This is a genomic window from Sapientia aquatica (genome assembly GCF_004358105.1).
Taxonomy (GTDB): Bacteria; Pseudomonadota; Gammaproteobacteria; order Burkholderiales; family Burkholderiaceae_D; genus Solimicrobium; species Solimicrobium aquaticum.
Genome location: NZ_SMYL01000001.1, coordinates 340813 through 355461, shown reverse-complemented (window position 1 = coordinate 355461; position 14649 = coordinate 340813). Strand labels below are relative to the sequence as shown.

The 14649-nt window shown below is 47.7% G+C and carries 12 protein-coding genes and 1 pseudogene; 6 read left to right on the top strand and 7 right to left on the bottom strand.

The annotated features are described in order from the left end of the window. Position 1: 1 nt before the first annotated feature. Entirely contained in the window at positions 2-1387 is a 1386-nt protein-coding gene (gene cysS / locus E2I14_RS01630; protein ID WP_133324777.1) for a cysteine--tRNA ligase, read from the bottom strand. Between the two features lie 295 nt (positions 1388-1682). On the opposite strand from cysS, the gene E2I14_RS01625 reads away from it, so the two are divergent. The 5 genes and pseudogenes from E2I14_RS01625 to E2I14_RS01605 all read left to right on the top strand — a co-directional run bounded on the left by E2I14_RS01625 (position 1683) and on the right by E2I14_RS01605 (position 6376). After that, positions 1683-2789, top strand: a complete 1107-nt coding sequence (locus E2I14_RS01625) for a YybH family protein (RefSeq protein WP_133324775.1) — start codon at positions 1683-1685, stop codon at positions 2787-2789. After that, positions 2789-4075, top strand: coding sequence for a L,D-transpeptidase family protein (locus E2I14_RS01620; protein ID WP_406675693.1), 1287 nt, complete (start codon positions 2789-2791; stop codon positions 4073-4075). The genes E2I14_RS01625 and E2I14_RS01620 overlap by 1 nt, the downstream gene beginning before the upstream one ends. Positions 4076-4129: 54 nt before the next feature. Beyond that, positions 4130-4816: pseudogene (locus tag E2I14_RS01615) on the top strand (peptidylprolyl isomerase); the annotation flags it as partial. A gap of 210 nt (positions 4817-5026) precedes the next feature. Next, entirely contained in the window at positions 5027-5515 is a 489-nt protein-coding gene (locus tag E2I14_RS01610) for a peptidylprolyl isomerase (RefSeq protein ID WP_133324773.1), read from the top strand. An 18-nt stretch (positions 5516-5533) separates the two neighbouring features. After that, the gene (locus E2I14_RS01605; RefSeq protein WP_133324771.1) at positions 5534-6376 is read left to right on the top strand and encodes a UDP-2,3-diacylglucosamine diphosphatase; all 843 of its coding nucleotides are present in this window, start codon (positions 5534-5536) and stop codon (positions 6374-6376) included. Here E2I14_RS01605 and E2I14_RS01600 read toward each other — a convergent pair. The 4 genes from E2I14_RS01600 to E2I14_RS01585 form a co-directional block, all read right to left on the bottom strand. Beyond that, positions 6369-7829 carry a GGDEF domain-containing protein gene (locus E2I14_RS01600; RefSeq protein ID WP_133324769.1) on the bottom strand — a complete coding sequence of 487 codons (1461 nt, stop codon included), beginning with the start codon at positions 7827-7829 and terminating at the stop codon, positions 6369-6371. The genes E2I14_RS01605 and E2I14_RS01600 overlap by 8 nt on opposite strands. A 118-nt stretch (positions 7830-7947) precedes the next feature. After that, positions 7948-8232: a hypothetical protein gene (locus E2I14_RS01595; protein ID WP_133324767.1), complete on the bottom strand. Its 285-nt coding sequence runs from the start codon at positions 8230-8232 to the stop codon at positions 7948-7950. A gap of 151 nt (positions 8233-8383) precedes the next feature. Continuing rightward, complete coding sequence (locus E2I14_RS01590) at positions 8384-9787, bottom strand: peptide MFS transporter (protein ID WP_133324765.1); 1404 nt, start codon at positions 9785-9787, stop codon at positions 8384-8386. Between the two features lie 247 nt (positions 9788-10034). Beyond that, entirely contained in the window at positions 10035-10871 is an 837-nt protein-coding gene (locus E2I14_RS01585) for a serine hydrolase (RefSeq protein WP_133324763.1), read from the bottom strand. A 513-nt stretch (positions 10872-11384) separates the two neighbouring features. Here E2I14_RS01585 and E2I14_RS01580 point away from each other — a divergent pair. Next, complete coding sequence (locus tag E2I14_RS01580; RefSeq protein WP_206105558.1) at positions 11385-12827, top strand: amino acid permease; 1443 nt, start codon at positions 11385-11387, stop codon at positions 12825-12827. Between the two features lie 78 nt (positions 12828-12905). Here E2I14_RS01580 and cysE read toward each other — a convergent pair whose 3' ends face one another. Together cysE and rlmB are read right to left on the bottom strand one after the other, a co-directional pair. Then, positions 12906-13643 carry a serine O-acetyltransferase gene (gene cysE, locus E2I14_RS01575; RefSeq protein ID WP_133324761.1) on the bottom strand — a complete coding sequence of 246 codons (738 nt, stop codon included), beginning with the start codon at positions 13641-13643 and terminating at the stop codon, positions 12906-12908. A gap of 191 nt (positions 13644-13834) precedes the next feature. Continuing rightward, positions 13835-14575, bottom strand: coding sequence for a 23S rRNA (guanosine(2251)-2'-O)-methyltransferase RlmB (gene rlmB, locus E2I14_RS01570; protein WP_133324759.1), 741 nt, complete (start codon positions 14573-14575; stop codon positions 13835-13837). Positions 14576-14649 lie beyond the last annotated feature (74 nt).

The following is a 14649-nucleotide window of genomic DNA, read 5'->3' as shown; positions in this document are numbered from 1 at the left end:
ATTATGCTCGGCGCCATTCAGTAATGCCGCCGGGCTTGTCTTCCAATATGATGTTATTGGCCAATAATTCGGCACGTATGCGGTCTGATTCAGCAAAGTTTTTGGCTAGCTTGGCCGCTGTTCGGGCTGCAATTTTATCAGCGATTTCCGATTCTGCCATCCCATTTTCGTTGCCCGACTGCAAAAACTCTTGCGGCTCACGCTCTAAAAAGCCCAAAATTCCTGCCAATAATTTCAGCTGACGCGCTTGCGCCGGCGACTTGTTTTTGTTCACTTCTGTGGCCAACTCAAACAAGGCAGCAATCGCTAACGAGGTGTTGAAATCGTCGTACATCGCAGCGTAAAACTGCTTGGCAAAGGCCTCATTCAACTCCAACGGCTGCGCATCGGGCGGAACTTCCTTGAGCGCCGAATACAGTCGCTTCAATGCAGATTTAGCATCATCTAAATTAGCATCGGAATAATTAATCTGGCTACGATAATGGGCACGCAAAATAAAGAAGCGCACAACTTCAGGGTCGTATTCCTTTAATACTTCGCGGATGGTGAAAAAATTGCCTAGCGATTTGGACATTTTTTCATTATCGACCCGCACAAATCCGTTGTGCATCCAATAATTAGCAAAAGTATGTTGATGCGCGCCTTCGGACTGGGCGATTTCGTTTTCATGGTGCGGGAATTGCAAATCTTGTCCGCCGCCATGAATATCAAAATGTTCGCCCAACAAGTCGCTCGCCATGGCCGAGCATTCGATATGCCAACCTGGACGACCACGTCCCCATGGCGAATCCCACTTTACTTCCTCGGGTTCCGTCTCTTTGGCCGATTTCCACAGCACAAAATCTAGCGGGTCGCGCTTACCCGAATTAACATCCACCCGCTCACCCGCGCGCAAATCATCTAGCGACTTGCCGGATAACTTGCCGTAACCGGGGAAATCACGCACTGAAAAATTCACATCGCCATCGGTGCCCTGATAAGCCAAGCCATTTTTTTGTAATTTTTCAATCAATTCCACCATTTGCGGAATGTAGGCGGTGGCGCGTGGCACATGGTCCGGCAACTGCACGCCCAATGCGGCTGCATCTTCTTGCATATATTGAATATAGCGGGCAGTTAGGGTTGAGATTGACTCGCCGTTTTGTCCTGCTCGGGCAATGATTTTATCGTCAATATCGGTGATGTTTTGCACGTAAGTTACCGCGTAACCAGACGCACGCAACCAGCGCTGCACCATATCAAACACCACCATTAGGCGAGCGTGACCAATGTGGCAGTAATCGTAGACTGTCATTCCGCAGGCGTACATGCGCACCTTGCCTGGATCAATCGGGGTAAAGCTTTGTTTCTCACGTGCCAACGTGTTGTAGATTTTTTGGTCGCTCATGGAGTGAATGGGATGGTAAAAAGATTGATAAATGAGTCAGAACAACTAAAAGCAGTCGAATTTGGCGCTTTAATTTAATCTCGTGAGATTTTCAGTTTAGCGAGAATAAGGCCAACATTTGTTGATAAATTCAGTGCAAAAATGATCGCAAAGGCATATAAAACCTGGCACAACGCAAGAAACTAACAAATTTTCACAACTTCTTTGCTAATATGATGCCTTTGCAGCGGTACCAAAAACTAAAAATATTGGACGCTCAGTATACCATCTAAGCCAACTCTCACATTACGACAAAATGACAAGTAAACATACGCGCAGCTGGTTTATCGCACTTGGCATCGCCGTTGCCAGTTTAACGAGCACTATTTCGATTCCGGCCTTGGCCGATGATGTTGCCGATGTGTCTAGATTAATTCAAAGCGGCTTATATCCCGAAGCGTTGCAAAAGGCCGATGCCTACTTAGCGCAGCATCCTAAAGATGCCCAAATGCGCTTCTCTAAAGGGTTGATCTTAGCTGAGCAAAATAAGACGACTGAGGCAATCGCTGTTTTTACGAAGTTGACTGAAGATTTCCCTGATTTGCCCGAGCCTTATAACAACTTAGCTGTGTTGTTTGCCTCCACCAATCAGTTAGATAAAGCGCGTGCAGCATTAGAAATGGCGATCCGCACCAATCCATCGTATGGCACGGCGCATGAAAACTTAGGCGACATTTATGCAAAAATGGCCAGCCAAGCGTATGACAAGGCATTGCAATTGGATTCGGGCAATTCCGGCGCCAAATTGAAGCTGACATTAATTCGTAACTTATTCACCAACAGCAACAGCATTGTCGCCAACAATGCAGCAAGCAAACCAGTCGCTCCAGTCGCGGCAGCAAAGCCAGTAACTCCGCCAGCTAAAGTAGCAGAGCCGGCAAAACAAGTCGCCGCCGCTACTCCTGCTGCCCCAACGCCAGCAGCTCCGGCAACCAAACCTGCCGCAGCTCCCGCCAAAGTAGAACCGAAACTAGATACCAAGCCAGTCGCCAAGCCTGAACCTAAGGTCGAACCCAAAAATAATGATCAAAACGATGTACTCGCGGTGGTCGATGCCTGGGCAAGTGCGTGGAGCGACAAAAACACTTCGGCTTATTTAGCGTTCTATGGCAAAGACTTTCAATTGCCCAAAGGCGCAACCCGCAAATCGTGGTCGGAAGATCGGCGCGTGCGGATTGAAGGCAAAGGACGTATTAGCGTTAAAGTCGATTCACCTAAAGTATCGTTCGATGGCAATACAGCCACAGTCCGATTCCGCCAAATCTATAATTCTGACAAATTAAAAGCAGACAGCCGTAAAACATTGGTCTTAACCAAACAAGATGGCAAGTGGCAAATCTCGCAGGAGCGGGCGGGTGGTTAATGCCTAGTTCTGTTTTTAAAAGTGCAGCTCAAGTGACTTCATCGAATTTACCAAGCGCCAAAAGTATCTTTTTGGCGCTGACTTTTTGTATCTTGGCGCAAGCCAACGCCGCCTCACGCGCAAAAAACGCGCCGATGTCACCGCCCACAGCAATTTCCTCGACCGCAGCCGCATCAACATCCGCACCCGATCCCGATGCCATGTTGATCGAAGTCTATAAATTACTTGCCCAAAATAAGCTCAACGCAGCACAAGCTTTGGCCGACAAGCTGGTCGCCGCGTACCCAACATTTCGCCTTGGGTATTTAGTGCAAGGCGATTTATTGATGATGCATAATTTTCCGGTAACCACGTTTGGCGCTGCAAAAAATGCTCCACCCGACAAATTAAAAGATTTACGCGACGAAGCACGTGCGCGGATTAAATCTTTGAGTGAGCGCCCTAATCCTAATCTAGTGCCACGAGCCGTTCTGCAGCTGCGCGACGATCAAAAACATGTCTTGGTCGTGGACGCAAATCGCTCCCGCTTGTATGTCTACGAAAACCAAGCTGGCAAACTAAAATTCGTCTCTGACTACTACATGACCCAAGGCAAACTGGGCGTAGAAAAAATTAAAGAAGGCGACCAAAAAACCCCGCTTGGCGTGTATTACATCACCAGTCACTTACCGGGTTCCAAACTGTCCGATTTTTATGGCGCTGGCGCATTGCCGATTAATTATCCGAATGAATGGGATAAGGTAAATGGACGCAGCGGCAAAGGTATTTGGTTGCATGGCACGCCATCCGACAGTTTTAGCCGCCCTCCTTTGGCATCGGACGGCTGCATCGTTTTGACCAATCCCGATTTGCAAAAAATTTCTGAAACGGTCGAAATTGGCAAAACTCCCGTAGTCATCAGCGAACACGTCGAATTTGTTACGCCCGCCAAATGGAATGAGGAACGCGATTCTGCTACCAAATTAATTAACGATTGGCGCTTGGATGTTGAAAGTAAAAGCGATTCGCGCTGGCTTAACAATTACTCCAGCAAATTTAGAAGTCCGCAAGGCGATAGTCTCTCGGTTTGGTTTGATAAGCAGCAAGCGCTGTTTGCCGGCACTGCTGATCTGAGCATCAAACTTAGTGATGTCACCGTGTTTTATTATCCCGGCAAAGAAAATCTGCTAGTGAGCACGTTCACCCAAGAATCCCGCTTTGGGAAAAATCGCAACGTAACGCGCAAGCGCCAATATTGGGCAAAAGAAGCCAATCGTTGGAAAATTATTTATGAAGTCGTTATTTAGGCCAACTGGCCTAGTTGTAAAGTTACCCTTTCACCCTTTTTGAAAGTCGCCATCATGCAATTACGCTCTTCGCTAAACTTACCTTTATGCTTACCGCTACGCTCCTTAATGGCGAGCTTAGTTATCACAGCCAGCCTAGGGACTACCTGTTTGGCGGCGGAACCAGCTCCGCAAGTTGAACTTAACACTAACTTGGGCACTATCGTTTTGGAACTCGATCCAGAGGCGGCGCCTAAAACCGTCAAAAACTTTCTGCAATATGTAAAAAGTGGTTTTTATAACGGCACAATTTTCCACCGCGTTATTGACGGATTTATGATTCAAGGCGGTGGCATGGGTAAAGACCTGAAAGAAAAGAAAGCGAAAGCACCAATTGTGCTCGAAGCCCAAAATGCAGTCGATCATGGATTAAAGAATGACATTGGCACGATCGCCATGGCGCGTGAAATGCAACCCAATACCGCCACATCTGAATTCTTCATCAACGTCGCCAATAACGATTTTTTAAATCCAGCCAAAATCCCGGATGGGGACCCAGTACAATTTATGCGTCGTGGCACCATGCGCACCATGCCGCGCGCTGAAGCCTTATTAATCTCCGCTGGCTACGCGCCATTTGGACGTGTCATCGACGGGATGGCGGTTGTTAATCAAATCAAAGTATTGGAAACCGAAGCCCGCGGTGAAAATTTGAACGTGCCGAAGAAAACGGTAACAGTAATTTCAGCTAAAATCCTGAAAACTCATATCACGCCAAAAACTATCGACGAACAACTCGGCATCAAACCGGCCGAACCAGCGCCAGTCGCAGCACCAGCAGTCGAGAATACCGAGCAAAAAACACCAGCAACTGAGCAACCAGCAAGCCAACCAACACCAGCAGCAGCAAGCAATTAACCTAGGCGCACATACTATTTCGTGTTTTAACCTTCTCTATGAAAGACCTTAATCATGGCCGTTTTATTAACCACTAATCATGGCAACATCAAAATTGAATTGGATGCCGAAAAAGCACCAAAAACAGTTGCCAACTTCATTGCATACGTCGAAGACGGTTTCTACACCAACACCATTTTCCATCGCGTCATCGATGGTTTCATGATCCAGGGCGGCGGTTTTGAGCCAGGCATGAAGCAAAAACCGACCAAAGACCAAATCGAAAACGAAGCCAAAAACGGCTTGAAGAACGCTAAGTATTCACTCGCTATGGCGCGTACTTCCGACCCACATTCGGCCTCGGCACAATTCTTTATCAATGTGTCCAACAACAGCTTCTTGGATTATCCAGGTCAAGACGGTTGGGGCTACTGTGTTTTCGGCAATGTCGTTGAAGGCACTGACGTGGTCGATAAAATCAAAGGCGTTAAAACGACTCGCAGCGGCATGTTCCAAGATGTGCCTGCTGAAGACGTTGTTATCCTCAAAGCTGAAGTTGTTTAATTACAGCGACTGTTATCTATGACATTGCTTGCTTCGTCCGTTGTAGATAACAATTCATCACAATTAGCGCGACCCGATGTGGTCGCGCTTTTTATTTCCGACCTGCATTTGCAGAGCGAAATGCCGGCGACGACGGAAGTATTTTTGCGCTTTTTAAGCAGCGCCGCGCGGCACGCAAAACAGCTTTATTTGCTCGGCGATATATTTGAATATTGGGCTGGGGATGACGATCTGGAGTCTCCCTTTGCGCAAAAAATATGTCACGCCTTGCGCGAAGTGAGTAACGCGGACGTTGCCGTCTTTTGGATCGCTGGCAATCGTGATTTTTTAGTTGGGGATGTATTTGCACGGGCAACTAATATCACGCTGCTGCCGGATCCGTATTTATTCGAGCATGCAGGGAAACGTTATCTGATCTCACACGGCGATCAATTTTGCACTGACGATCTCGCCTACCAGCAGTTTCGGACCCAAGTACGAAAGCCAGAATGGCAAGCAGCATTTTTAAGCAAACCATTAGTGGAACGCAAAGCCATCATCGCCGGAATGCGCCAGCAAAGTCAGCAGCATCAACAAAAACAAATGCAGCAATCGGCCATGATTATGGATGTCAATCCAGATGCGGTCATTGCACAGTTAAACCAGCATCAAGCTGATGTTCTAATACACGGCCACACCCATCGTCCCGCCTTGCATCAGTACGGGCAAAAATTACGTTACGTGTTATCGGATTGGGACCGCGATAGCGATCAAGCTAAAGCATGGCGTGGGGATTGGTTAGCGTTACTCGAAGACGGTAGTCTTCAACGCTATGATGCGCTGGGCGCACCAGTTGCCGAAAAAAACGCTCTTATTAGTTAGCCTGCGATTGATAAAAGCAAACGCAATTGCGCCCTGAATTCTTCGCTTCGTACATCGCGTCATCGGCCATTTTGAGCAACTCCTCATCGTTACCGCCATCGCTAGAAAAAATCACTACACCGATGCTAGCCGAACAGCTATGAGTAATGGATTGCTCTTGATTGTTCTCGCGCCAAGTCAATTGATAAGGTTGAGCGAGGGTAGAACAAATATGTTCAGCGATTGTTTTCGCGTGCGCATTGGCAACGTTAATATCGTCTTTTAGATCAACCAACATCACGACAAACTCATCGCCACCAAAACGCGCAACGGTGTCCACTTCCCGCACGCAGTTTTGCAAGCGATGCGCCACTTCGATGAGTAGCAAATCGCCTATCCCATGTCCATGCTGATCGTTCAAGGGTTTAAAGTTATCCAAGTCGATAAACATCAAGGCATCAAATTCGTTATTGCGCTTGCTGCTATAGCGCGCTTGGCGCAGGCGGTCTTCAAACAGGCGGCGATTGGGCAACTCGGTTAAGGAATCATAGAACGCTAATTGACGGACTTTTTCTTCTGCCTCTAGGCGCTTTTGATCCATGATCGCCAGATTATTTTGCGCTTGCGCTAGCATGCCAAGCACGGTGTTTTCTTTACCTTCGGGCAGAATAATCGGCGTGGCAAAATCGCCCTTACCCAAGCGTTTCATACGGCTGTGCAATTCACCCACTGAGCAACCTAGGGTGACTTGCAGCGCGTAATAAACCCGCCACATTAACAGCAGCAAAACGACACTAATAAAAATAAAAATTAAGCGAGAAAAGGTGGTGATTTTTTCGGCGAATTTTACTGCCGTGTAGGTACGCTGTTCCATCAAGGTGTTGAATTCACTAATGGGACGCATGATATTGGCTTTGGCTTGGTGGTAATTAGCGTCGTTTAATAAGCGCACTGCAGTAGCGCGATTTTCGTCAGTCACTGGCTGCTTTTCAACGAGTGCCATGGCACTAAATTCAAGTTTGGTTAACGCGTCTGAATTGGCTTTGGCCAGTTCCAACTTATCTAATTCTTCCTCGGTAAAACCGACATGCTGCATTAATTCGAGCAGCGCTACCGCCTTGCCCGGCTGGCTTTGTCCTGGACGATCGGACAATTGCAAATCCCAATAATAATTATTGTAGGCCAGTGGTCGCGGGATTTTGCCTTCTCTAATATCGAGAATTTGTTGGTAATCTTGTTTAAAAATAGGATTACCCGTATCCACATACGAGCGCGCCATGCGCGTTAAATCATCCGACGATTGGTGCAATTGATTGGCCAGTTGAATTGAGCGTATGCGCAATTCGTTCGTACGGATAATTTGCCGCTCCCAATAAACATAAAATGCAAACGTAATGGCCGCCAGCACAATCAATAAAATTGTCTTAAGCACATTGCGTGAAAATTGTGATTCGATGGTATTTGCGTCAATCACTGCCTTTTATCCTAACTAGTAAAGAGCGTTATCTGGCGGTGGAACGGTGCTTTGAGATTATGCCGCAGATTGATATATGGGAAAGCGTGGCGCACGGTGCGTAAATCCCAGCTGCTTGCTAATTCGAACGTTGATCGGATTCGCGTCCTTGGTTTAAGCGGCGATTTTCAATAATTAAATCCATCATGTGGCGCATATCTTTTTTCTTAGCTTGATTCAGTTGCTCCAGCCGATTAGTTAATTGATGGTTTTTCAGCATCAATCCTAGTGCGACAAAAGCCAATAAAAAATCGATCCAATTGCTACTAAATAAAGCATCGCACCGCATAAAAACCAATACCAACAACATCACAAAAACTAACGACAGCAACCTTTCCAAGGCCCAACGGAACACGTTCATCATCCTTCTCCTATACCAATCTACCCACGCAAAAGTGGTGCAACTTTTCACGACCAAGCATAAAGGCGAGATGTTAATTTTGCTATGCCCTATTTAGGGCATTTTCATCGTGCTTGGAACAGGTAGAACGGCGATTTGCAGAACGAGCGTCAATTTAGGGCGAAGTGGCTAATTCATCCGGTAGTAAGTATTTGCCAAACAAACGCGCAATCACGAACATGACTAGCGCCGAACCGCCAACCAAGGCGACATGCAAAAACCAAAATTGCGCGCCGCTCATGCGTTCAACCAAACCACCCAACCAGCCAACCAAGTTATTGCACATAAACAGGTTTAAATAATAAACACCCATCATGGTTCCAGCGACCGCTTTCGGCGCGGAGCGAGCATATAGCGCTAAGCCGACCGGGAATAAATTAGCAAATCCAAAGGCGTTCAAAAATTCAAATGCCAAGACCCATTCGATACCCGCCTTTTGCCCGTTGGCGGAAATCAGCCCAGCAATTCCCAAGGCGACCAAACCCAAGGTTCCTAAAACCAATCCTATGGTCATTTTGTAGATTTCAGTAGGCTCGGGAAAGCGCTTAGCCCACCAGCGCCAAAACAATAAACTCAATACCAGGGCGCTCACGCTCACCGTCGCATCCAAAGTAATTAACCACGTTGTAGGCATGACTTGGCCAAAGAAAACCAAATCAATATGCTGTGGCACCCACAACAAATACGCGTTAAAAATTTCTTGATTACCGATGCTACCAACCGCTAAAACCGGAAGTAAAAACAGCAACACAACGATGGCGTTACGTTCTTTTTTACTCAAAGGCGCTTTCACCACTGGAGCAGCAGATTCGGCGGATTTAACCGCTTTAGCGTCTTCTTTAGGCAACCATTTTTTGCCGGAAAGGTAGATCACCAAAGAGATCAACATGCCCACGCCTGCAGCACCAAAGCCATAATGCCAGCCCATTTTTTCACCCAATGTGCCGCAAACGAGTGGCGAAATTATGACGGCGGCGTTAATAAACAAATAGTAGATTTGGAACGCATCGGCGCGGCGGTTATCGGTCGCGGCATACAGAGCGCTTACTTGGCTGGCCAAGTTCCCTTTAAAGCAACCAACACCAGTGAGCAAGCACAATAAGGCGATTAAGAAGGAAAAATCAAACGCCATTAAAAAATGACCAGCTGACATTAATAACGCGCCGACAACGATGGTCGATGTCTTGCCGAGCAAACGGTCGGCAATAAATCCGCCTGCGATCGGGGTCAAATAAACGAAGCCGCTATACAAGCCAAAGATTGCCGACGACAAGGCGACGACCGACAACTCTTTGCCATATAAATGCTCAACAAACCAGCGAAAAGCAGTAAAACCCGCGATGTTCTCAATATGACCTGGCAACAAGAGTTGGTTGACCATGTACAGCACCAACAAGGTTTGCATTCCGTAGTAAGAGAACCGTTCCCAAGCTTCGGTAAAGGAAATGTAGGCTAGGCCGACTGGATGGCCCAAAAAAGCGCGATCGGATGCGTCGTTCAATGTGACTGGATTATTCATTGGGTTAGCACTCAATTTAATGATTGGAATGGGAACAGATTGGGCAGCCGTATGTTGGCCAGACAAACAATTCGAGTTATTTTATTTTTGTAAAACAGTCGTTAAAGAATCAGTTCCACTTGTGCCAGAACACCCTCTTTTAGCGACCACCAAAACGACAAAGCCGCTAGGACTAACTAGCGGCTTTAGGGGATTAAATTTGCTTTTGCATCGTTCGCTTCAGTTCGAGTTCAAACTAAAAACCGAATCAAGCACTTTTTCGGGTGCGACGGGTTTTTACCACCGCAACTTTTTCATCCGACACGAAACGGCGCACAGCCATTGCGTCTCTGTTGCGAGTTGAATTAGCCCCCGCATTTAATAGCACCATAATTACGTTTTTACCGGCTGCTTTGATTTTCATAATGATGCAGCGTCCCGCTTCCACGGTGTAACCGGTTTTCGACAACATAATGTCCCAGCCTTTTTTGCCAACAAAACCGTTGGTGTTGTGGTATTCGACCGGGCGGCCTTTAATATTGATCCGATCACTGCTATCGGTAGTGATGCGGGTGATATCGGGATAATTGGATGCGGCTGACGCCATTTTGACTAAATCGGATGCGGTCGAGGTATTTTGCGGGGATAAGCCGGTTGGTTCTTGCAACGTGGTGTGCGTCATGCCTAAGGCTTGCAGTTTTGCACGCACCGCCGCTTCAAACGCATCACGCCCACCCGGATATGTGCGCGCTAAGGATGCGGCAGCGCGATTATCGGACGACATTAGCGCCAATTGCAGCACATCTTTGCGCGGCAGCGTGGCACCAACTGGCACGCGCGAAGTGCTGTGTTTGATTGTGTCCACATCTTGTTCGTCGATGCTGATCGGGGCTTCCATATCTTGTTTCGCGTCCAGCACTACCATCGCGGTCATGAGCTTAGTCAATGAGGCGATTGGCACGATGTTGTCGGCATTTTTTTCCAACAAAATTTGCCCGTTGCTCTCATCAATCACCAACGCGGATTGCGAACCGAACGGCAAGGCGAAGGCGCTAGTGGCGGAGCAAAGTAAAAGGGTCGCTGCGATTTGTTGAAGTTTTTTCATCTTTATTACCTAATTGTGAAACAGATTTATTGCACAGAGGATTCTAACGCGCCAACTAAGGTTTCCGTTGAACAATATTGAGAATTTTTCTTAAAATTGGCCAGTTTTTTTGTATTTTGCCAATCATTGATGGCGCTTTATGGGGATTCGTACTCAATTCGGCATGGAACTGCGATTTCTCCCTTGAGTCTGCCAAAAAATGGACACTGTATTAACAACAGCCAATCAAAAGAGTTCCCTAAAAATTTACAGGGTTCCACTTTATATAAATCAATGTCGCAGATTTAAAAGTCCGGGTACGTGAAGACAAGTAAAATCTTGCCTAGATAAAACACAACAATCGCAGGAGACAGGTCAAAATCAACGCTTTGAGCAATCCCAAAGCGGCTGTAAAATCGAGCGTTTTTTGCTGGGGCGTCAGCCTTCTCAACGCAACTCGGCGCCTTAGCATTCCCCTAACAAGTCAAGCCGCTCAGTCATTCCGAGTGAGCAAGTTTTAACGGATAACCACGCATGCCCACTTCCACCACCACAAGTCCATCGCTGCTTGCGCGCATGCTGCGCACTAAACCGATCGAAAATATTACCGAGGTCGCAGCCGAATTAAATGGCGGCGGCTTGCAACGTAACATCAGCCTATTTCAACTCACCATGCTTGGTGTCGGTGCCACCATCGGAACGGGTATTTTTGTGATTTTAGGTGACGCGGTTCCCAAAGCTGGACCGGGCGTGGTGCTGTCCTTCATCATCGCGGGCATTACCGCAGGCTTAACCGCGCTGTGCTACGCCGAACTAGCTTCGACCATCCCCGCATCGGGTTCTTCGTATTCGTACAGTTACGCAACGATGGGTGAAATGGTGGCCTATTTGGTGGGTTGGTGTTTGTTGCTGGAATACGGCATTTCTGCCTCGGCGATTGCAGTCGGCTGGGGGCAATATTTAAACGAACTCTCGTTCGATCTGATTGGCATGAAAATGCCCGACGCGATTGCCAATCCGCCGGGCGTTAATGGCGGCATCTTTAATTTACCTGCTGTGGTGCTGGTGTTTATGTGTTGCACCTTGCTGCTGCGTGGAGCGAAGGAATCAGCGCGCGCCAATGCGGTAATGGTCGTCATTAAAATCGCAGTATTGATTATGTTTATTCTGATCGGCATGACCGCCTTCAATTCAGCCAACATGCATCCATTTATGCCAATGGGTATGAGCGGCGTAGGCGCGGCGGCGTCGAGTATTTTCTTTTCTTACATTGGGATCGATGCGATCTCGACCGCCTCCGAGGAAGTCAAAAATCCTAAGCGTACTTTGCCACTGGCTATTTTATTTTCCCTAGCCATCGTAACCACACTCTATGTGCTGGTCGCCTTGATTGGCGTCGGAACACAGCCTTACACCGAATTTAGCGGCAACGAGGCGGGCTTGGTGCATATTCTGCGCCGCATTACTGGCGCGACTTGGCCATCCGTGGTGTTATCGATTGGTGCGATTATTTCGATCTTTAGTATCACGCTGGTTGTGCTGTACGGACAGACGCGGATTTTATATTCAATGGCACGCGATGGGATGTTGCCGAGTATTTTTGCCAAGGTCGATGCACATTCGCATACGCCACGCAAAAACACCATTATTGTTGGCGCGCTAGTGGCGATTGCTGCTGCCTTAGTACCCTTGGATGTGTTGGCGGATTTAACCAGCATGGGAACCTTGGTCGCTTTTAGTATTGTGTCGGTTGGCGTGATTATTTTGCGTAAAACGCGACCAGATTTATCGCGTGGTTTTAAGGTACCGTTGTTCCCATTAATTCCATTATTGAGCGTGGCATTTTGTGCTTACTTAATCGTGGGATTGCCCAAGCAGACATTTTTGTTATTCGCTGGCTGGTTGGCCTTTGCATTAGTGTTTTATTTTACTTATAGCGTTAAACATTCGCGCTTAGAAAATCCGCCAACCCAATAAAACGCATTCGCGCCGCTCAAAAAAATGCCACGCTAGTTTTAAGCTGCGTGGCATTTTTTATGGGTACTTTGGATCGAACTATTCGACCAATTTGTTGAGCTGATCTGGATCAAAATCTTCTTTGCAATCGCGCTCAGCACAAGGAATGCCGGCTTGCTTTAAAGCCAGTTGCAGATTCAAAATTTGCTGCTCTTGTAGGGCCGTGTGATCGATCAATTTGTGCAACGCTTTAGAAATCGGATCATCCCCATTGGCAGTTACCCCATAAGCCGCAAAGCGCGCTGCGGATTCTGCACCTTCTTGCTTACTGATGATATGTGCCGGGTTGCCAACCGCCGTCGCGCCAGCAGGAACGGGCTTAACCACCACAGAACTGGAACCAATTTTGGCTTCCGCTCCGATGGTAAATCCACCTAACACTTGCGCACCTGCGCCAACGATAACACCGCGCTCCAAGGTTGGATGGCGTTTGGCCCCTTTGGATAACGATGTACCGCCCAAGGTTACGCCTTGGTAGATAGTGCATTCATCGCCGATTTCCGCAGTCTCGCCAATGACAACGCCAAAACCATGATCGATGAAAACTCGCCGACCAATGGTTGCTCCGGGATGGATTTCAATTCCGGTCAATAAACGCGAAATATGCGAGGTAAATCTGCCTAGCCAATACCAATGGTGGCGCCAAAAGAAATTCGCCCAACGATGCATCACAATCGCATGCAAACCGGGATAACAGGTCAAGACCTCCCACGCGCTGCGGGCGGCGGGATCACGTTGCATAATATTTTGTATATCTTCGCGAAGGCGGCTAAACATAGGTCGGAAATTGCTTGGTCAAAAAAGAGGAATAGTTTCAGGCGTGCATCTTACCTTGTCCAACGGTTTTATGCTGAGTGGCAGCACGAACTGAGCGGCTTGAAAAACGAACAAAAATTTAACGTTTTTTAAGCCGGCACAAAATAAAAACGGCGTAATCAATACGCCGTTCTTGACTGCCACAAGCGTAATTAAACTAGGCGCTGACGCCGCGCTTCATAGAGACAAATGCCGGAAGCAACCGACACGTTTAAGCTTTCTACCGAGCCAAACATCGGCACGCTGACCAATAAATCACAGGTTTCGCGCGTCAATCGGCGCATGCCCTCGCCTTCTGAACCCATCACCAAAGCAACGCCTTCGCTATTGGTAAAGTCAGCTTGATAGAGATTTTTTTCTACGTCATCAGAAGTACCCACCACCAAAATATTGCGCTCTTTGAGCTCCCGCATCGTGCGCGCCAAATTGGTCACGGTAATGTATGGCACCGATTCCGCTGCGCCACTGGCCACCTTGGCGGCTGTCGCATTTAAACCAACCGCGCGATCTTTGGGCGCGATGACAGCGTGCGCACCAGCGCCATCGGCAACCCGCAAACAGGCGCCCAAATTATGCGGATCGGTAATGCCATCCAAGATCAAAATCAGCGGAGCGCCTTCAATTCCATCGAGCAATTCATCCAAATTACGGGCCAAGGACACTTCACCCGCCTTGGCAACAACACCTTGATGGCGACGTGTTCCAACCATGTTCGCTAAACGCAATTCATCGACAGGAATGACGCGCACTCCCGCACCTTTGGCAGCGCTAATTAATTCCAACATTCGACGATCTTGGCGACCGGTGTCGACATAGATTTCTTCCACACTGGAAGCTTCATGACGCAACCGAGCTGTGACAGCGTGGAAGCCAAATATAAATTTACTTTTCATTGTTTCTTTTCACTTGTTTCTATTGTTTTTTGATGCGGCTGTTATCCCTACTTTTGAAGTAGCCAACTTCATTG